Raw genomic sequence first — 17315 nt, 5'->3', positions numbered from 1 at the left:
GACTTGGAATTAATAAGAGAAATATCAATTACTTAGGAGGTTATGCCCATTCGACGCCGGATTCGGCGGCAAGGTCGATCGTGCTCTTGCGACCGATGTCGTCGAAGTGGCTGTCCAGAAACTTTTTCGCCGCGCGCATTCCCGCACGATGCAGCAGCTCGAAGAATTCGAAGTCGGTTTTCATCTTGCTGGAGGCGGCGAGGCGATTGCCGAGCGCACCCAGATCGATGCGATGGATGTTGAGCCGGCGGTACTGGTCCTTGCCGGTGCCGCGCGGCAGCCGGCCGTCGTCGATCAGTTGATTGACGAAATCCATCGTGCGCAGCTCGGAGATCAGCGCCGAATTGAAAGTGATTTCGTTCAGGCGGTTGATGATCTCGCCGGAGGTCTTCGGCGTGGTGGTGCGCGACACCGGATTGATCTGCACGACCAGAACGTCTTCCGCTTCTGTCGTCTGCAGAAAAGGAAAGATCGCGGGATTGCCCATGTACCCGCCGTCCCAATAGGGTACGCCGTCGATCTCAACAGCCTGAAACATGAATGGCAGCGCGGCCGAAGCCATCACCACGTCCGGCGTAATCCTTTCGTTCGCGAAAATGCGCAGACGCCCGGTGTGTACATTTGTTGCCGAGATATAGAGCGCCAGATCAGTGTTGCTGCGTATCGCATCGAAATCGACAAAGCGCGAGATCAGGTCGCTGAGTGGATTGATATTGAGGGGATTGAGCTCGTACGGCGAGAAGTAATGCGCCATCGCCTCGAACCAGTTCTGTATTGGTGTCGATGCAAACGGCATCAATGAAAACATCCGGTCCGTCATGGCGCGCTGGATCGGCGGCAGATCGCCGCCGGTACTCGTTGCGCGCCAGAATGCCGCCAGCCGCTTACGGGCCTCCTCGGGGCCGCCGCGCGAGAGCCCGTCGGCGACCATCACAGCGTTCAACGCTCCCGCAGATGCGCCGGACAGTCCGGTGATTTCCAATCGTCCGTCGGACAGCAGATGATCCAGCACGCCCCAGGTAAACGCGCCGTGCGATCCGCCGCCTTGAAGCGCCAGATTGATCTTTTTCGCGCTGCTTGCCTTGCGCGTGCCGGAAAAATTCCACGGCGTGAGATTGTCGAGGTAGGTTTTGAGAGTGGTCGCCATCAGCTTCTTCTCTCTGAAATGATGCAGTTTATTGGCTGGCCCGAGGCCCCGCGTTCAGTTGTACGCCCCTGATTTGGGGTTTTTATGATGCATTGCAATAGAAAATGATGCGATGCACAAATAACCCGCAAGTATGCCGCTGAAATGATGAGCGGAATCAGATTAACCGCACTACATATTGATCCAATGAAACAAGCGAAGCCCGTCTTTCCAGCCCCCGATCATGATCACGGCCGCTGCGCCGAGGACGCATTTTCGCATGCTGAAAAAATCTGCGTCGGTCGCGGCCAGAAGTTCACGCCGATCCGGCGGCAGGTGCTGGGCGCGTTGCTGTCGAGCCATCGGCCGCTCGGCGCATATGAGGTGATCGACGAACTCGCCAAGACAATGCCGCGTCCGGCGCCGATCACGGTTTATCGCGCGCTCGATTTTCTGATGGACAATGGTCTGGTCCATCGCATCGAAAGCCGCAACGCGTTTCTGGCGTGCGCGCACAATCACGACGAGACCGCGGTGGTGGCGTTCCTGATCTGCGAGACCTGCGGGTCGGTCGGAGAAATTCCGGCAGCGCCCTTGGCGCAAAGTTTCAACGAGGCAGCACGCGGCACGGGCTTCGCGCCGAAACTGTCGGTGGTGGAAATCACCGGCACCTGCGCGCATTGCCAGCGGGCGGCGTAGGCCAAACAATAACACGGTGCAAAGCCGGACACGGGGTGCGATGTCATCAGACAGCTTGAAAATTGCGCCGGCCGGGCGGTCCCTGAGTGCGGCCGCCGTTGCTCTCATGGTCATGCTGTGCCTGAGCTGGGGCTTCAATCAAATCGCGGTCAAGCTCGCGCTTCCGGACATTCCACCGCTGTTGCAGGCCACGATCCGCTCGACCGGCGGGCTGATCATCATCGTGCTGGTGGCCTGGCTGCGCGGTGTGCCGCTGCTCAGGCGCGACGGCACGCTTGGCGCGGGCCTGCTCGCCGGGCTTTTCTTCGGACTCGAATTCATCCTGGTCTATCGCGGATTGCTCTACACCACGGCAACGCGGGCGGTGGTGTTTCTCTACGTCGCGCCATTCGTGGTGGCGCTCGGCTCGCGGCGATTTCTCGGCGAGCAATTGAGCCGCTTGCAGTGGGGTGGGCTGGCGCTGTCCTTTGCGGGCGTGGCATTGGCGATCGGCGTGCCGCAGCCGTCCGTCGATGCGAGCGTTATCCTGGGGGACATCATGGTGGTGGGCGGCGGCATCCTGTGGGCCGCGACCACGCTGGTGGTGAAGGCGACGCGGCTGCTGCAGGTGCCGGCGGAGAAAACGCTGGCCTATCAGATCGCCGTCTCGATCCCGATCCTGGCGCTCGGAGCCGCGGTGTCGGGCGAGAGCATCACCCATATGCCGGGACCGGCGGCCTGGACGTCCATGGCCTATCAGACGTTCTGGATCGTCGGGACGACGTTCCTGATCTGGTTCTTTCTCATAAAGTCCTATTCGGCCAGCAAACTGTCGTCATTTACCTTTATGACGCCGCTGTTTGGGGTGATTGGTGGCTATTTCGTGATGCATGACCAGCTGACCCCAGCGTTTGCGGGGGCTGCCCTTCTGGTCATGGCGGGCCTATATCTGGTAAACCGCCCGGGCGAAGCAGGCGGCGATCCCCTGCTCCCCGTCACAAAAACCTGATATTTGAGCCCCGAAAGGGATTTCGAAGTGAGCGATCTGAAAGAACGAACCAGAACCATCGAGGCCGGCCCCAAGGGGCGCCACCGCACGGTTCAGGTTGTGGTTGGCAACGTCAAGGTTGGCGGCGGCGCACCGATCGTGGTGCAGTCGATGACCAACACCGACACCGCCGACATCGAAGGCACCGTCACACAGGTCGCAGCGCTTGCGCGCGCCGGCTCCGAAATGGTCCGCATCACGGTGGACCGCGACGAGGCCGCCGCTGCCGTTCCGCATATCCGCGAGAAGCTCGACAAGCTCGGTGTCGACGTGCCGCTGATCGGCGACTTTCACTACATCGGCCACAAGTTGCTCGCCGATCATCCGGCCTGCGCGGCGGCGCTGTCGAAGTATCGCATCAATCCGGGCAACGTCGGTTTCAAGAACAAGCGCGACACGCAATTCACCGACATTGTCGAAATGGCGCTCAAGCACGGCAAGACCATCCGCATCGGCGCGAACTGGGGTTCGCTCGATCAGGAGTTGCTGACCAAGCTGATGGAAGAGAACGCCAAGTCGCCCGATCCGATTGACGCCCGCGCGGTGACGCGCGAGGCCATGGTGCAGTCGGCTCTGTTGTCGGCGGCGCGCGCAGAGGAAATCGGCCTGCCCAAGAACAGGATGATCCTGTCGGCCAAGGTTTCCAACGTGCAGGATCTGATCGCGGTGTATCGCGAATTGGCTGCGCGTTCGGATTACGCCATTCACCTCGGTCTCACCGAAGCCGGCATGGGCTCGAAGGGTATCGTCGCCTCGTCGGCGGCGCTCGGCATCCTGCTTCAGGACGGTATCGGCGACACCATTCGCGTCTCGCTCACGCCTGAACCCGGCGGCGACCGCACCATCGAAGTGAAGGTCGGTCAGGAAATTCTTCAGACCATGGGATTCCGCACGTTCGTGCCGCTGGTCGCGGCATGTCCCGGTTGCGGCCGCACCACCTCGACGGTGTTCCAGGAACTCGCGCGCGATATTCAGGCCTTCATTCGCGATGAGATGCCGAACTGGAAAACACGCTATCCCGGCGTCGAAGAGCTTAACGTCGCGGTGATGGGCTGCATCGTGAACGGCCCCGGCGAATCCAAACACGCGAATATCGGCATTTCGTTGCCGGGCACGGGCGAAACACCGGCCGCGCCGGTGTTCGTCGATGGCCAGAAATTCCGCACGCTGCGCGGTCCGGGTATCGCGGCCGATTTCAAGGCGCTGGTGATCGATTACATCGAACAGCGTTACGGTGGCGCTGGCGCAAAAGCCCCGGCGATCACAGCCGCCGAATAAGTTTTCGGTACATTCCGCGTAAAATAAAACCTGCCTGCGATCAAAGCGGCAGGTTTTTTTCGCGGTTATCGACCACGGCTTCCTCGAGATCGAGATCGCGCTCGATCCGCCGCCGGGTTTCGTCGGTGATTTTTCCGTCACGCAGCAGCTTATGCAGATGCGCACGCTCGACCGAAATGATCTCGCGGACCAGTGACGCGCCCTGCGTCGCTGGCGTGACCTGACCATCCTCCCGGGGTGGATCGGGGAGTGCGCGCATCCGGGTTTCGTGACGGGCCTCGAGAAATCGTGCGAGGCTTTGGGGCAGGTTGCGCTCCCGGATAATCTTGTCGAGCGAGCCGCGCGCGGCTTCCAGAATATGCCGCCTTGCGGCGATTTCGGCTTCGCGCTCGTGAATGGCTTCGAGCTGTCCGTGCTTCGACAGGCCAAGCATCTTCACCACCAGCGGCAGCGTAAGCCCGATCCCGACCAGCGTGACGAAGATCACGCCGAAGGTGACGAACAGGATCAGGTCGCGATGGGGAAATTCTTCGCCGCTGGGCAAGGTCAGCGGCACTGCGAGTGCGACTGCGAGCGAGACCACGCCGCGAATGCCGGTGAAGCCGATGACGACAATGGCGCGCCATGACGGCAGTGGATCGCGAGCGGCCAGTCGTTTGCTGAATACGCGTGTGAGATAGGTGCCGGGGAAAACCCAGATGAATCTCGCGGCGATCACGATCGCGGAGATGATGGCGATGGCCATGAGAATGTTGCCAACGGGCAGGTCTTTGGATTTCTCGACCAGAACCCGTGTCTCGAATCCGATCATCAGGAACAGCACGCCCTCGATCAGCCAGATCACGACATCCCAGAAGAAAATGCCCTGCAGGCGGGTGCTCGCGGGAATCAGCAGCGGGCCGTTCCAGCTCACATAGAGGCCGGCGACGACGGTCGCGATCACGCCCGAGCCGTGGAAGTGCTCCGGAACCCAGAACGCGAGGTATGGCGTCAACAGCGAGAGAGCAATCTCGACGCGCGGATCGTGCGCCCATTGCCGCAGCCGCAGGCTAAGCCAGCCGACAGCCACGCCGAAGGCGATTTCGCTGACGATGATTGCGACAAACGTGCCGGCGGCGGGAGCCAGCGAGAACGTGCCGGTCGATACCGCCAGCACGGCAAAGCGATACAGGATCAGCGCGGTTGCATCGTTCGCCAGTCCTTCGCCTTCGAGAATGACGAGAATGCGGTGTGGCAGCTTGAGGCGCCTTGCGATGGCGAGCGGCGCCACCACGTCCGGCGGCGAGACGATTGCGCCGAGCACGAAGCCAATACCCCAGGGCAGGCCCAGAACCCAGTGCGCGGCGGCGGCGACCGCGCAGGTCGTGAAGATCACGCAGCCGATGGCGAGCAGCGCGATGGGCCGCAGGTTGGCTTTGAACTCCCGCCAGCTCATCGAGACACCCGCCGAATAGATCAGCGGCGGCAACACCAGCAGCAGCACGCCTTCCGGCTTGATCTCGATGCTTGGAAAGCCGGGCGTGAACGCGAGCACGATGCCGACGACCAGGAAGACGATGGCGGGCGCGATTTCCAGCTTCTTCGCCAGCGTGGCGGAGGCTCCGAGCACGGTCAGCACAAGGAGGAAAGTCAGGAATGTTGCGACCATGCTGGTGTCTCGTATCCGACTTATCTTCTCTCGCCGCCCGCCCCGACGATACGTCGGAATCAAATCACGAGAGTCAAATCGCGCTGGCGGCGATGTTGACCATCAGGGCCACCAACGCGGTGTTGAAAATGAATGAGGCGACGCCGTGGGCCGTGGCGGTGCGGCGGATAATCTTGTCGGTGATGCCGACGTCAGAGACCTGTGCCGTCATGCCGATCACAAACGAGAAGTAGACGAAGTCCCAGTAGTCGGGTTCGCCGCCGCCGGGAAACGCGAGCCCGCCGGCCTTGGCGGCGCGGTAATAATCATGCGCGTAATGGAGCGCGAATGTGGTGTGAATGGCGCACCATGACAGGACGATAGTCACCACGGCGAGCACGAGCTGCGGGGTTTGTTGCGGCTTGATTCCGAGCTCCAGGACGATGGCGGCTATGCTGGCGAACGCCGCGACTGCCGTGAGGATCAGGATCAGAAAGCGTCCGTCGTCCTGCGCCGCGGCTTGGCGGCGAATCTGTTCAGTGTTGCAACTGAAGACGGTGACGAAGGCGAGCGACAAGTACAGCGCGATGGAAACGTCCCATGCGACGAGAAGCCGGGTCGCCAGCCGCCACGCGGCGGGCATCACCAGCAAGGAAAGCGTTCCAATTGCAAGCGAGATGAAAAGGCGTGGCCGTGCATAGATAATGCGCAACGGCGCCGGCATGCCCTTGAGACGAAGAAGATACGGATCTCCGCCCTTCTTCCCTGTCATCGCAGCTCCTAGTTCTGCCGCTCGGCGACGAAGCGCGACGCCGCGCGGAGAACATCGCCCTTCGCGCCGAATGGCGCGAGGGCGGCATCGGCATGCTTGAGGAGATCGCGCACGCGAGCCTTGGCGCCGTCGATGCCAAGCAGCGTGACGAACGTGGTCTTGCCGGCCGCGGCATCCTGTCCGGCGGGTTTGCCGAGTGCCGTGGCGTCGCCTTCGACGTCCAACAGGTCGTCGGCGATCTGGAATGCTTCGCCCAGTGCATGACCGTAGGTGTCGAGCGCGTCGTACTGCGCCTTGGGCGCCTGACCGAGAAGCGCACCTGCGATGCAGCCATACTTGAGCAATGCGCCGGTCTTCATCTGCTGCAGCTTGGCGACGTCCGGCGGCTCCGGATCGCCGAAGCGGCCTTCGCCGGCAAGATCCATGATCTGTCCTCCGACCATGCCGCCGATGCCCGACGCGCGCGCCAATGCGCGGGTTAGCAGCAGACGCACCGTCGGGTCTTTGTGGACTTCATCGCGGGTGATGATGTCGAATGCGAAAGTCAGGAGCCCGTCGCCCGCGAGGATCGCGGTGGCATCGTCGAATTTCTTGTGCGACGTCGGACGTCCGCGGCGCAGATCGCTGTTGTCCATCGATGGCAGATCGTCATGGATCAGCGAATAACAGTGGATGCATTCGAGTGCGGCGCCCGCCATCAGCGCGGCATCGCGCGCGACGCCGAATACGGCGGCGCTTTCCACCACCAGAAAAGGACGAAGCCGCTTGCCGCCGTTCAGGCTCGAATAACGCATCGCCTCCATCAGCCGGTGAGGCCGCTCGATTTCGCCTGCCAACGGCTTTTCGGACATAAGGCGCGCCAGCAGCGCCTCGGTGTCCGCTGCCGTGGCGTCGAGACGTTTCATGAAATCCTGTGGTGAAGTGCCGGTGGTCATCAAAAGCTCCAAAGGAACGCAAATTTCGGCGGACAATCCGTCATGCCGCCGCTCGCGTCAATTCCGCAGAACGCAATCCTGACAGGGATTTGGCTAGAGCCGAGCTGCGGGTTTCTGCTAGCAAGGGCGGGGTGCGATGCCCGGCCGATCTCCAGACAGGAATGTCCATGGCTGCTTATGTCATTTTCGATGTCGAGATTCGCGACGCCGAGCGGTATCGCAATTTCATGAGCGAGGTGAAGCCGGCGCTGGAAGAAGCGGGAGGGCGTTATCTTGCCCGCGGCGGCGCGCACAAGGTGCACGAAGGCGATTGGAGCCCACGTCGCATTGTTCTTCTTGAGTTCCCGTCGGTGGCCGCGTTCGAGACTTTCTATCACGGCCCGGTTTATCAGGGCCTCAAGCATATTCGGGATGAGTGCAGTTCGGCCCGGCTCGTCAGCGTTGAAGGGCTATAGGCTGAATGCGACGACTGATCCGTGGAGTGGTGTTGATTGTACTGGGGCTTGTGCTGCTGCCCTACGTGCTGACGCCGATTTACAACGCGGGGCACCCCATCTCGACGCTGATGATCGGGCGTTTCCTCACGGGCGAGCCGGTGACGCGAACGTGGGTCGATATTGACGCCGTTGCTCCGGCATTGCCGCGCTCCATCGTCGCCGCCGAGGACGCCAAATTTTGCTTCCATCGCGGCATCGACTGGAATTCGGTTCAGGACATCATCGAGGACGCGCAGGATGGTGGCGAGGTCACCCGTGGCGGCTCCACCATTACGCAGCAGGTCGCGAAGAACCTGTTTCTGTGGCCGGGGCGTAGCGTGGTCCGCAAGGTCCTGGAATTTCCGCTGGCGCTCTGGATCGATCTGATCCTGCCGAAAAAGCGCATTCTGGAACTGTATCTGAACGTGGCGGAACTGGGTCCCGGCGGCCAGTTCGGCGCCGAGGCTGGCGCGAACTACGCCTTCGGCCGCCCGGCATCGGATCTGTCGCCGCAACAGGCCGCCTTGCTGGCCTCGATCCTCCCCAATCCGGTGATCCGGAGCGCCCGCAAACCGGGTCCCGGCGTCAGGCGGCTGGCCGGAACCTATATGCAACGGGCCCAGTCTGCGGAAATCTCCAACTGCTGGGGCCGGACCCGCTGATTTTTGGGCCATTTTTGGGTATTTTCCGCGCATTCCCGGTCTAGCTTTCGCGCCCGGCTTCATCTATAAGCCCGACCTCAATCCGAATTCTGGAGAGCCCCCGCCCGGCGGGTGAGCCTTGATTTAGAGGACGACGATCCCATGGCCGTTCCACGCAGGAAAACCTCGCCGTCACGCCGCGGCATGCGCCGCTCGGCGGACGCGCTCAAGAAGCCGACATATGTCGAGGACAAGGATTCGGGCGAATTGCGCCGTCCGCACCACCTCGATCTCAAGACCGGCATGTACAAGGGCCGCCAGGTCCTGAAGGTCAAGAAGGACTGACGTCCTTCTTCGTTCGCGCTGCCTCGCGCAGCGCGAACAGCGGTGCTGTTTGGCGGAAGGCATGCGAAGGCCTTCCACAAGAACGCCACACACCCATGTGACGACAAACGCCTTACAGGACGTCGTTCAAGGAAAGCTGCCGGCGATGATCGGTTTCCCGCTGCTTCTGATTCCGTTCGCGATCTACAACATCTTCGTGTTTCTGATGCCCGGCGTGGCTTTCACCGCGCCGATCGCAAGCATGACGCTGATGTCCGGCGTGGCGTGGACGCCGACGTTCGGTGATGCGCTGCTCGCGCTGGGAACGCTGCTGCTGCTGCTCGAGGTCATCAAGGCCGCGCGGCCCGGCGCGCGATATCTGACCGATCATTTGCTGTCGCTGATCGTGTTCGGCGCGGCGGTTGCAGAGTTCGTGATGCTCGCCCCGTTCGGCACCTCGACGTTCTTCCTGCTCACGGTGCTGATGGCCGTGGAGTTCCTTGCGGGCGTGTCGATCGGGTTCCGTAACCGACATCGTCGCGCCCCGGTTGCGATGCCCGCATCTGTAGCGCCCGCCGCCGAGTCGGCGGTTGTACCGACTCCAACTGACGTGACGAGAGACGCTGCGCGGGCCTCGACCCGTCTCGCTCCGTCCGAACCGTCATTCGGTCGGACGGATCCGAAGCCGGTCGAGCCGGTGTTTGATCGCGCGCCAGAGCCGCGATCGGAGCCACAGCTTCGCACCGAGCCGCAGCCTGAGCTTGCACCCAAGCCGAGGCCGTCGCTTGATGTCGTCCGGAGTTCAGAGAGCGCCGCTCCTGCGCCCGAGCGCAAGATCGCGGACTGGAGCGTTGCCGACCTCGTGTCGGATCATGAGCCCGGAACCAAAACCCCACCGAAGCCCTGACCGCGGCTCACGCGGTTTGCGATAGCATCCTGCCGGAGTTGTTCGTGCTCTGCCCGGTTGCGCGGTCGTACACTGTGCGTGCGTCGGACGGTGTTGCCCGCCGCAGGGCTCGCGTCTGCGGCGTCTGCTCGGCCATCGCAATCAGATGTGCGACGAACGATGCGTCCGGCCGCGCCGAGCGCCGCGTTACCGTCGGGGCCACAAGCTCGACAGGAACCACCGCCCGGCTCGCGACAGGCGCGTCCGTGGCTTCTTGCCGAGCCGCAGATTGCGGCGTGTGTGAGCCTCGGCCGGTCGGTGTGATCCTGGAAATAATCATGGCGCTTCAGGGGCCTGCCTCATTTTGAGACGCATTGCGCCTCTCCAGCAAGACATCGCAAGGGCTGTGCCGGATGTGGTTGGCATGGGGTTACCTGCTTCAGGACATTGATAATCAAGCTGTTTGCCAGATTATTCAGGAAGTTGACCTAGACTCCCGGGCACCAGACACTTCAATCCCAGTCACGAATCACCCGTACGCGCGTCCCGGAACGAGGCAGCTTTGACAGTCACGCGGTTCCAATCCTCGCTCCATTCGGGGCCTGCCGTCGCACCTGCGGACAGCCTGTCGGGCCGCCGCATCCATCCTGTGGCCGGTCCGGATCTTCTCGCCATCCTCGGACAGGCGAGCTTCTCGTGGAACATCGTAGGCGACACCCTGCACTGGAGCGACAACGTCGCGGCCGTTCTTCCCGATATTCCACAACCTGCGTTGTTGAAGGCCGGCGAGTTTTCAAAGCTGATCGAGCCGATGCGCGGCATCCGCAACGACGCCGTGCTGAATTCGACCGCGACCGACTGCGGGGAGGGCGTGCCCTATCAGATCGAGTACGGCCTGCGCGCGGGCATATCGGCGCCGGTGCTCTGGATCGATGAATGCGGCCGCTGGTTTGCTGGCCCCGACGGGAAGCCGTCCCATGCCCACGGCATCATTCGCGTCAATAACGAACGCCACGCCCGCGACGAGCAACTCCTGAAGCTTTCACAGAACGATCCGCTGACCGGCGAATTCAATCGCACGCGCCTGGTGGCTGCGCTGGCGGAGGCTATCGAGGAAGCCGGCCGGTTCCGATCGTCCTTCGCCTTCATGCTGGTCGGCATCGATCACCTCGCGCAGATCAACGACGCCTTTGGCTATGAAGTCGCCGACGAGGTCATTCTCGAAGTTGCCAAGCGTATCCGCGCGCGGTTGCGCGGTGGCGATGTGCTCGGCCGTTTCTCCGGCAACAAATTCGGACTAATCCTGAAGAATTGCTCTGTCGATGACATGAATATCGCCGCTGAGCGATTTCTGTCCGGAATTCGCGATGAGGTGGTGCCGACCAGATCGGGTCCGGTGGCATTGACCGCATCGATCGGCGCCATCAATGCGCTGCGGCACGCCAACACCGTTGAAGACGCGATGAGCCGGACTCAGGAGGCGCTGGCTCTCGCCAAGGCGCGGCGCCGGGGCTCCTTGATGGTCTGGCATCCGAACGTGGAGCGCGATGCGCAGCGCCGGGTCAACATCCGCGTCACCGATGAGATCGTCACCGCGCTGAACGAACGCCGTATCGTGATGGCTTACGAGCCGGTCGTCACCACGATCTCACGGCAGCCTGCGTTTCACGAATGTCTGGTGCGGATGCGTCAGGAGGACGGCGCTTACTCGCTGTCGCCCGACATCGTGCCGGTCGCCGAGAAGCTCGGCCTGATCAGGCTTGTCGATCACCGCGTGCTGGAGCTGGTGATCGCGGAGCTCGCAAGCGCACCGCAGGTGCAGCTGAGCCTGAACATTTCCCCCGGTACGGCGATGGACCCTGACTGGTGGGCCAGCATCGAGTCCCTGATGCAGACACATCCCGGGGTCGGCGAACGGCTGATCGTCGAGATCACCGAAACGGTGGCGATCCAGAATCTGGACGATGTCCGCGGATTCGTCACGCGCCTGAAGAACTTCGGCAGCCGGATCGCGATCGACGATTTCGGCGCCGGCTACACGTCATTTCGCAACCTGCGCAAGCTCGGCGTTGATATCGTGAAGATCGACGGTGCGTTCGTGCAGAACATCGCGCGCTCTTCGGATGACCGCGCCTTCGTGCAAACCCTGATCGATCTCGCGCACCGGCTCGGCATCAAGACCGTCGCCGAATGGGTGCAGGACGAGGAATCGGCCAGGCTGTTGCAGGGCTGGGGCTGCGATTACATCCAGGGGCGGCTGACAGGACTGGCTTCGCTGACGAAGCCGTGGGTCATGGATGCGACCCAGCCCCGGTGCGCCAAACCGGCGGCGTCAGCCGCAAGCTGACATCGACAACTTGCGGCGGCAGGTTGCGACAAGCGGATTTGCCGCGTCCTGCAGAAATCCTGCTAATCAGCTCTTGTTTTCTGATTCCCGGGACATGCGCTCGAGACGATCCTGCATTTCTTTCATCTGACGCTTGAGATCGTCGATATCCGCTTCGGGCTCGCTCGCGGTCGGCGGGGATTCGGCTGACGGCGTTTCCTTGCGCAGCGGCGCACCGAAAGGCTTGAACATCGAGAACGTGCGTTCGAACATTTCCATGTTGCGGCGAACATGTTCTTCCAGCGGCGCGAACGGCGTCATGCTGAAGGTATTCGTCATCTGCTTGCGGAATTTTTCCTGTTCGCGCGTCAGCGTATCGATGGACTGCTCCAGATATTTCGGCACGATCATCTGCATGCTGTCGCCGTAAAAGCGGATCAGCTGGCGCAGGAACGTGGTCGGCAGCAGGTTCTGTCCGGCCTTGTTTTCCTGTTCGAAAATGATCTGGGCCAGCACTGAGCGGGTGATGTCGTCGCCGGTTTTCGCGTCGTAGACGAGGAAATCCTCGCCTTCCTTCACCATGGCCGCGAGATCTTCAAGCGTCACGTAAGTGCTGGTGCCGGTGTTGTAGAGGCGCCGATTGGCATACTTTTTAATCGTAATTGGCTGATCGGATTTTGCCATGGACTCACACATACCTACTTAGCGAGGAATGGAACCGGCGAACGTCGCCGAGGGCAGTGCAAACAATGCATCGCAATAAACTAAGCACTTTCAGAATGGTACGGCTACCGTTTTGTGCAGCACGGTTAATGTCCGGGCATGGCGCGGCGGCCGAAACGCCCAGCAAACGGCCAGAATGCCTTTGGCCGATTGACACGAAAAGGCTAGGTTAACAGGATAGAGCGAGAGCTAGCCGGCCCCACCGGCGGCATTCCCCTCGCGGCCCCGAGTCCTTATCGACTTCAAAATCAGGAGATGTCCATGTCCGACGATGTCGTCATCGTCAGCGCTGCCCGCACCCCGGTCGGCACCTTCAACGGCGCATTCGCCAATATCCCCGCCCACGACCTAGGGGCCGTCGCCATCAAGGCCGCGCTCGATCGGGCCGGCATCGAGCCCGCCCGCGTCTCCGAAATCATCATGGGCCAGATCCTGACTGCGGCTCAGGGGCAGAATCCGGCACGTCAGGCTGCCATGAAGGCCGGTATCCCGGTGGAAAGCCCGGCTTGGGGCGTCAACATGCTGTGCGGATCGGGATTGCGCACGGTGGCCTTGGGTTATCAGGCCCTCATGAACGGCGATTCCGAGATCGTGGTCGCCGGCGGTCAGGAATCCATGAGCATGTCGCCGCATGCCCAGCATTTGCGAGGTGGCGTCAAGATGGGCGCACTCGATCTCGTCGATACCATGATCAAGGATGGATTGTGGGATGCCTTCAACGGCTACCACATGGGCAACACCGCGGAGAACGTCGCGCGGCAGTTCCAGATCACTCGCCAGCAGCAGGACGAGTTCGCCGTTGGTTCGCAGAACAAGGCCGAAGCGGCGCAGAAGGCCGGCAAGTTCAAGGATGAAATTGTGCCGTTCACCGTCAAGACCCGCAAGGGCGACATCGTGGTGGAAGCCGATGAAGGCCCGCGCCACGGCGCCTCGGTGGAAGCGATGACCAAGCTCAAGGCCGCCTTCGAAAAGGACGGCACCGTGACCGCCGGCAACGCGTCGGGCATCAATGATGGCGCCGCGGCGCTGGTGCTGATGACTGCGAAGCAGGCCGCCAAGGAAGGCAAGACACCGCTCGCGCGGATCGTGTCGTGGGCGCAGGCCGGCGTCGATCCGTCGATCATGGGCACAGGCCCGATCCCCGCATCGCGCGCTGCGCTTAAGAAAGCCGGCTGGAAACCTGGCGATCTCGATCTGATCGAGGCCAACGAGGCTTTCGCTGCTCAGGCGTCCGCTGTGAACAAGGAAATCGGCTGGGATCCTGCCAAGGTCAACGTCAACGGTGGCGCAATTGCCATCGGTCATCCGATTGGCGCATCGGGCGCGCGCGTGCTGGTGACGCTGCTGCATGAAATGCAGAAGCGCGATGCCAAGAAAGGTCTCGCGACGCTGTGCATCGGCGGCGGCATGGGCATCGCAATGTGCGTTGAGCGGTAACGTTCTTTCGAACGCACTGCACAATACAAAGTCTAAATGCCCGGCATTCTGCCGGGCATTTTTTCTTGCTGTTGTTGCAAATGGCCTGAATACTTGTTTTCCAAAAACACTTCAGTGACGGAGGGGATACTCAACATGGCACGCGTGGCATTGGTAACAGGTGGAACACGCGGCATCGGCGCTGCGATCAGCAAGGCGTTGAAAGCCGCCGGCTACAAGGTTGCGGCAAGTTATGCCGGCAATGACGAGGCCGCCGCGAAATTCAAGGCCGAGACGGGAATCCCGGTCTACAAATGGGATGTCGCCGCGTTCGACGCATGCGCGGACGGGGTCAAGAAAGTTGAAGCCGATCTCGGGCCGATCGATGTGCTGGTCAACAACGCCGGCATCACCCGCGACGTGCCATTCCACAAGATGTCGCTCGACCAGTGGAACGCCGTCATCAACACCAATCTCGGTTCGCTGTTCAACATGACGCGGCAGGTCATCGAGGGGATGCGCACCCGCAAGTTCGGCCGCATCATCAGCATTTCATCGATCAACGGCCAGAAGGGGCAGTTCGGACAGGTCAATTATTCGGCGGCGAAGGCCGGCGACATCGGCTTCACCAAGGCGCTCGCGCTTGAGAATGCGCGCGGCGGCATCACCGTGAACGCGATCTGCCCCGGCTACATCAACACGGAAATGGTGCAAGCGGTGCCGAAGGATGTGCTGGAGAAAAACGTCATTCCGCAGATTCCGGTAAGCCGCCTCGGCGAGCCCGAGGAAATCGCACGCGCCGTGCTGTTTCTTGCGTCCGACGATTCCGGCTTTATCACCGGATCGACGATGACGATCAATGGCGGGCAGTATCTGCACTAACATCTCCCGGCCGAAGGAGTGGCGTTGTCGCGGATTGAATGGCATTGATCCGCGATGACCTCGTCCGCTGCCACTCTGATCGGACTGACCGCCATTCTGATGTGGTCGCTGCTTGCCGCGTTTACCGTGGCGACAGGCCGCGTCCCGCCGTTTCAGCTGCTGGCGATGACGTTCGCCATCGGGGCGTGTGTGGGACCTTTGACATGGCTGTGGCGGCCGTCCGCGATCCGCGCCCTGCGGCAGCCTGTTCTGGTCTGGCTGGTCGGGATCGGCGGACTGTTCGGGTATCACGCGCTGTATTTCCTGGCGCTGCGCCTCGCGCCGCCGGCGGAGGCGGGCCTGTTGAACTATCTCTGGCCGCTGCTGATCGTGTTGTTGTCCTCGCTGCTGCCGGGCGAGCGCCTCGCGCCGCATCACATCGTTGGCGCGGTACTCGGTTTTGCCGGCACGGTCGTGCTGTTTGCCGGCAATAGCGGGTCTCAGTTCGATCCCGCCCATATTCCCGGCTTTGTCGCTGCCTTTGTCGCAGCATTCGTATGGGCCGGCTATTCCGTGATGTCGCGCAAGCTCGCATCGGTGCCGACGGACGCAGTCGCGGGTTTTTGCCTGGCCACGGCGGTTCTGGCGGCGGCGTGTCACTTCGCTTTTGAAGTCACGATCTTGCCGGAAACCGCTTTGCAGTGGCTCGCCATCGTGGCGCTCGGCATCGGTCCGGTGGGCATCGCGTTCTTCGCGTGGGACATCGGCATGAAACGCGGCGACATCCGCGTGCTGGGGGCTGCGTCCTACGCTACACCGCTGCTGTCCACGGCGTTTCTCATTGTTGCAGGGTTCGCCAAACCCACAGCGACATTGGCCATTGCAGCCGCATTGATCGCGGGCGGCGGCCTCATTGCCGCGAAGGATATGATCGCCAAACGATCATCCTAACCCGGTGACCAGCCGGGCGGCGCAAGCTCGAACGTTGCAAAGTCGAAACCGGGCGCGACCGTGCAGCCGACCAGTGTCCAGTCGCCGCTGCTCTCGGCCGCCTGCCACGCATGGGCAGGCACAACGGCTTGCGGCAGTTCGCCTGCTGTCAAATCGCATCCGAGCCGGATCGCGCGCTCGCCGTCGCCGTCGGCGATCCGCAGCGTCAATGCGCTGCCGGCGTAATAGTGCCAGACCTCCGCTGCATCCACGCGATGCCAGTGCGATTTCTCGCCGCGGGCCAGCAGGAAGTAAATCGCGGTGGAGGCCGCGCGGCTCCCTGTGGCGGTTTGCGGATCGCGGAATGTCTCGCGATAATGCCCGCCTTCTGGATGCGGCTTCAGATCGAGACATGCGATGATCTCGCCCGCCGACAGCGCTGTTGACGGCCCGGTCAAGCCTTGTGTCATGCCTTGTTCTTGCGCTCGCGCAGTTCTCCGAACACCTCAGCCGGACTCTTGCCCGCAAGCCCGACGGCGGCGGCAACGGACGGAACGTCGGCGCGCAGGAAGGTGTTGGCTTCCTTCTCGTCGCGGATCAGCGTCGGGATTGTCGGCTGGTTTGCGGCGCGCAGCTTCGCAACTTCCTCGGCGCGCGCCTTCAATGCCGGATTGTTGGGCTCGATGCCGAGTGCGAACTTGACGTTGGAGGCGGTGTATTCATGACCGCAATAGACGCGCATGTCGTTCGGCAGCGCGCGCAGTTTGAGGAGCGATTCCCACATCATCGGATAGGTGCCCTCGAACACGCGGCCGCAGCCGATCGAGAACAGCGTGTCGGCGCAAAACAGCGCGCGGTCGTCATCGAACACGTAGCTGATGTGATCGAGCGTGTGACCCGGCGTTTCCAGCACACGCGCTGTCAGGTTGCCGACCTTGACGCTCGCGCCTTCCTTCACGCGTTCGTCGACCTGTGCGATCGCCGTTCCCTTGTCGTGAGGCGCAACCACGCGACAGTTATATTTTGCCTTGAGTTCGGCAATGCCCCCCACATGGTCATTGTGATGATGGGTGACGAGAATGTCAGTCAGCGTCCAGCCCTCGCGCTGCAATGCCTTGATGATAGGGCCGGCCTCCGGTGCGTCGATCGAGGCGGTGGCCTTGGTGACCGGATCGTGAATGAGATAGCCGAAATTATCGGACAGGCAGGGAAACAGGCGAATCTCGGCAGTCATGACGTCTCCATTCGTCGAGGATAGGCCACGCTAA

General features: G+C 61.9%; 18 protein-coding genes. 11 read left to right on the top strand and 7 right to left on the bottom strand.

Features of this window, described 5'->3' with window-relative positions; translation table 11 throughout:
- Positions 1 to 40: 40 nt before the first annotated feature.
- Positions 41 to 1147 carry a patatin-like phospholipase family protein gene (locus AC1RKJ_RS12065; protein WP_492791194.1) on the bottom strand — a complete coding sequence of 369 codons (1107 nt, stop codon included), beginning with the start codon at positions 1145 to 1147 and terminating at the stop codon, positions 41 to 43.
- 186 nt (positions 1148 to 1333) lie between these two features.
- Here AC1RKJ_RS12065 and AC1RKJ_RS12060 point away from each other — a divergent pair, with 186 nt between their 5' ends.
- The 3 genes from AC1RKJ_RS12060 to ispG are packed head-to-tail and all read left to right on the top strand — an operon-like array spanning position 1334 to position 4130.
- Complete coding sequence (locus tag AC1RKJ_RS12060; protein ID WP_492791193.1) at positions 1334 to 1825, top strand: Fur family transcriptional regulator; 492 nt, start codon at positions 1334 to 1336, stop codon at positions 1823 to 1825.
- A 40-nt stretch (positions 1826 to 1865) separates the two neighbouring features.
- Positions 1866 to 2813, top strand: coding sequence for a DMT family transporter (locus tag AC1RKJ_RS12055; RefSeq protein WP_492791192.1), 948 nt, complete (start codon positions 1866 to 1868; stop codon positions 2811 to 2813).
- 27 nt (positions 2814 to 2840) lie between these two features.
- Positions 2841 to 4130: a flavodoxin-dependent (E)-4-hydroxy-3-methylbut-2-enyl-diphosphate synthase gene (gene ispG / locus AC1RKJ_RS12050; RefSeq protein WP_492791190.1), complete on the top strand. Its 1290-nt coding sequence runs from the start codon at positions 2841 to 2843 to the stop codon at positions 4128 to 4130.
- A gap of 40 nt (positions 4131 to 4170) precedes the next feature.
- On the opposite strand, the gene AC1RKJ_RS12045 is transcribed toward ispG, so the two are convergent.
- The 3 genes from AC1RKJ_RS12045 to AC1RKJ_RS12035 form a co-directional block, all read right to left on the bottom strand.
- The gene (locus tag AC1RKJ_RS12045; RefSeq protein ID WP_492791189.1) at positions 4171 to 5778 is read right to left on the bottom strand and encodes a Na+/H+ antiporter; all 1608 of its coding nucleotides are present in this window, start codon (positions 5776 to 5778) and stop codon (positions 4171 to 4173) included.
- A 73-nt stretch (positions 5779 to 5851) separates the two neighbouring features.
- The gene (locus AC1RKJ_RS12040) at positions 5852 to 6529 is read right to left on the bottom strand and encodes a DUF1345 domain-containing protein (protein ID WP_492791188.1); all 678 of its coding nucleotides are present in this window, start codon (positions 6527 to 6529) and stop codon (positions 5852 to 5854) included.
- 8 nt (positions 6530 to 6537) lie between these two features.
- Positions 6538 to 7464 carry a polyprenyl synthetase family protein gene (locus AC1RKJ_RS12035; RefSeq protein WP_492791187.1) on the bottom strand — a complete coding sequence of 309 codons (927 nt, stop codon included), beginning with the start codon at positions 7462 to 7464 and terminating at the stop codon, positions 6538 to 6540.
- Between the two features lie 167 nt (positions 7465 to 7631).
- Here AC1RKJ_RS12035 and AC1RKJ_RS12030 point away from each other — a divergent pair, with 167 nt between their 5' ends.
- The 5 genes from AC1RKJ_RS12030 to AC1RKJ_RS12010 all read left to right on the top strand — a co-directional run bounded on the left by AC1RKJ_RS12030 (position 7632) and on the right by AC1RKJ_RS12010 (position 12138).
- Entirely contained in the window at positions 7632 to 7919 is a 288-nt protein-coding gene (locus AC1RKJ_RS12030; RefSeq protein ID WP_492791186.1) for a DUF1330 domain-containing protein, read from the top strand.
- Between the two features lie 5 nt (positions 7920 to 7924).
- The gene (mtgA, locus tag AC1RKJ_RS12025; protein WP_492791185.1) at positions 7925 to 8602 is read left to right on the top strand and encodes a monofunctional biosynthetic peptidoglycan transglycosylase; all 678 of its coding nucleotides are present in this window, start codon (positions 7925 to 7927) and stop codon (positions 8600 to 8602) included.
- Positions 8603 to 8743: 141 nt separating this feature from the next.
- Positions 8744 to 8926 carry a 50S ribosomal protein L32 gene (gene rpmF, locus AC1RKJ_RS12020; protein WP_002713690.1) on the top strand — a complete coding sequence of 61 codons (183 nt, stop codon included), beginning with the start codon at positions 8744 to 8746 and terminating at the stop codon, positions 8924 to 8926.
- Between the two features lie 145 nt (positions 8927 to 9071).
- Positions 9072 to 9812, top strand: coding sequence for a hypothetical protein (locus tag AC1RKJ_RS12015; RefSeq protein ID WP_492791184.1), 741 nt, complete (start codon positions 9072 to 9074; stop codon positions 9810 to 9812).
- 619 nt (positions 9813 to 10431) lie between these two features.
- Positions 10432 to 12138, top strand: a complete 1707-nt coding sequence (locus tag AC1RKJ_RS12010; RefSeq protein WP_492792721.1) for an EAL domain-containing protein — start codon at positions 10432 to 10434, stop codon at positions 12136 to 12138.
- Between the two features lie 66 nt (positions 12139 to 12204).
- On the opposite strand, the gene phaR is transcribed toward AC1RKJ_RS12010, so the two are convergent.
- Positions 12205 to 12801 (bottom strand): polyhydroxyalkanoate synthesis repressor PhaR, encoded by a 597-nt coding sequence (gene phaR / locus AC1RKJ_RS12005; RefSeq protein WP_492791183.1) that lies wholly within the window; start codon positions 12799 to 12801, stop codon positions 12205 to 12207.
- 300 nt (positions 12802 to 13101) lie between these two features.
- On the opposite strand from phaR, the gene AC1RKJ_RS12000 reads away from it, so the two are divergent.
- The 3 genes from AC1RKJ_RS12000 to yddG all read left to right on the top strand — a co-directional run bounded on the left by AC1RKJ_RS12000 (position 13102) and on the right by yddG (position 16068).
- A complete protein-coding gene (locus AC1RKJ_RS12000; protein ID WP_492791182.1) occupies positions 13102 to 14277 on the top strand; it encodes an acetyl-CoA C-acetyltransferase in 1176 nt (391 codons plus the stop codon).
- 135 nt (positions 14278 to 14412) lie between these two features.
- Positions 14413 to 15138, top strand: coding sequence for an acetoacetyl-CoA reductase (gene phbB, locus AC1RKJ_RS11995; RefSeq protein WP_492791180.1), 726 nt, complete (start codon positions 14413 to 14415; stop codon positions 15136 to 15138).
- A gap of 54 nt (positions 15139 to 15192) precedes the next feature.
- Complete coding sequence (yddG, locus tag AC1RKJ_RS11990) at positions 15193 to 16068, top strand: aromatic amino acid exporter YddG (RefSeq protein WP_492791179.1); 876 nt, start codon at positions 15193 to 15195, stop codon at positions 16066 to 16068.
- On the opposite strand, the gene AC1RKJ_RS11985 is transcribed toward yddG, so the two are convergent.
- On the bottom strand, positions 16065 to 16517 hold the full coding sequence (locus tag AC1RKJ_RS11985; protein WP_492791178.1) for a cupin domain-containing protein: 453 nt from the start codon (positions 16515 to 16517) through the stop codon (positions 16065 to 16067). The genes yddG and AC1RKJ_RS11985 overlap by 4 nt on opposite strands.
- A complete protein-coding gene (gloB, locus tag AC1RKJ_RS11980) occupies positions 16514 to 17281 on the bottom strand; it encodes a hydroxyacylglutathione hydrolase (RefSeq protein ID WP_492791177.1) in 768 nt (255 codons plus the stop codon). Before gloB ends, AC1RKJ_RS11985 begins: the two co-directional genes overlap by 4 nt.
- Between the last annotated feature and the right edge of the window lie 34 nt (positions 17282 to 17315).

Source organism: Afipia sp. GW822-FHT04G07 (genome assembly GCF_058800765.1).
The sequence above is the reverse complement of the archived record's forward strand: the minus strand, read 5'-3'. Positions and strand labels throughout refer to the sequence as shown.

Coding starts and splice junctions, on each gene's coding strand:
- AC1RKJ_RS11985 (WP_492791178.1), bottom strand. CDS start 16,517: ATGACACAAGGCTTGACCGGGCCGTCAACAGCGCTGTCGGCGGGCGAG.
- yddG (WP_492791179.1), top strand. CDS start 15,193: ATGACCTCGTCCGCTGCCACTCTGATCGGACTGACCGCCATTCTGATG.
- gloB (WP_492791177.1), bottom strand. CDS start 17,281: ATGACTGCCGAGATTCGCCTGTTTCCCTGCCTGTCCGATAATTTCGGC.
- AC1RKJ_RS12045 (WP_492791189.1), bottom strand. CDS start 5,778: ATGGTCGCAACATTCCTGACTTTCCTCCTTGTGCTGACCGTGCTCGGA.
- rpmF (WP_002713690.1), top strand. CDS start 8,744: ATGGCCGTTCCACGCAGGAAAACCTCGCCGTCACGCCGCGGCATGCGC.
- AC1RKJ_RS12035 (WP_492791187.1), bottom strand. CDS start 7,464: ATGACCACCGGCACTTCACCACAGGATTTCATGAAACGTCTCGACGCC.
- AC1RKJ_RS12060 (WP_492791193.1), top strand. CDS start 1,334: ATGAAACAAGCGAAGCCCGTCTTTCCAGCCCCCGATCATGATCACGGC.
- phaR (WP_492791183.1), bottom strand. CDS start 12,801: ATGGCAAAATCCGATCAGCCAATTACGATTAAAAAGTATGCCAATCGG.
- AC1RKJ_RS12000 (WP_492791182.1), top strand. CDS start 13,102: ATGTCCGACGATGTCGTCATCGTCAGCGCTGCCCGCACCCCGGTCGGC.
- AC1RKJ_RS12015 (WP_492791184.1), top strand. CDS start 9,072: ATGATCGGTTTCCCGCTGCTTCTGATTCCGTTCGCGATCTACAACATC.
- AC1RKJ_RS12055 (WP_492791192.1), top strand. CDS start 1,866: ATGTCATCAGACAGCTTGAAAATTGCGCCGGCCGGGCGGTCCCTGAGT.
- AC1RKJ_RS12040 (WP_492791188.1), bottom strand. CDS start 6,529: ATGACAGGGAAGAAGGGCGGAGATCCGTATCTTCTTCGTCTCAAGGGC.
- AC1RKJ_RS12065 (WP_492791194.1), bottom strand. CDS start 1,147: ATGGCGACCACTCTCAAAACCTACCTCGACAATCTCACGCCGTGGAAT.
- AC1RKJ_RS12030 (WP_492791186.1), top strand. CDS start 7,632: ATGGCTGCTTATGTCATTTTCGATGTCGAGATTCGCGACGCCGAGCGG.
- phbB (WP_492791180.1), top strand. CDS start 14,413: ATGGCACGCGTGGCATTGGTAACAGGTGGAACACGCGGCATCGGCGCT.
- mtgA (WP_492791185.1), top strand. CDS start 7,925: ATGCGACGACTGATCCGTGGAGTGGTGTTGATTGTACTGGGGCTTGTG.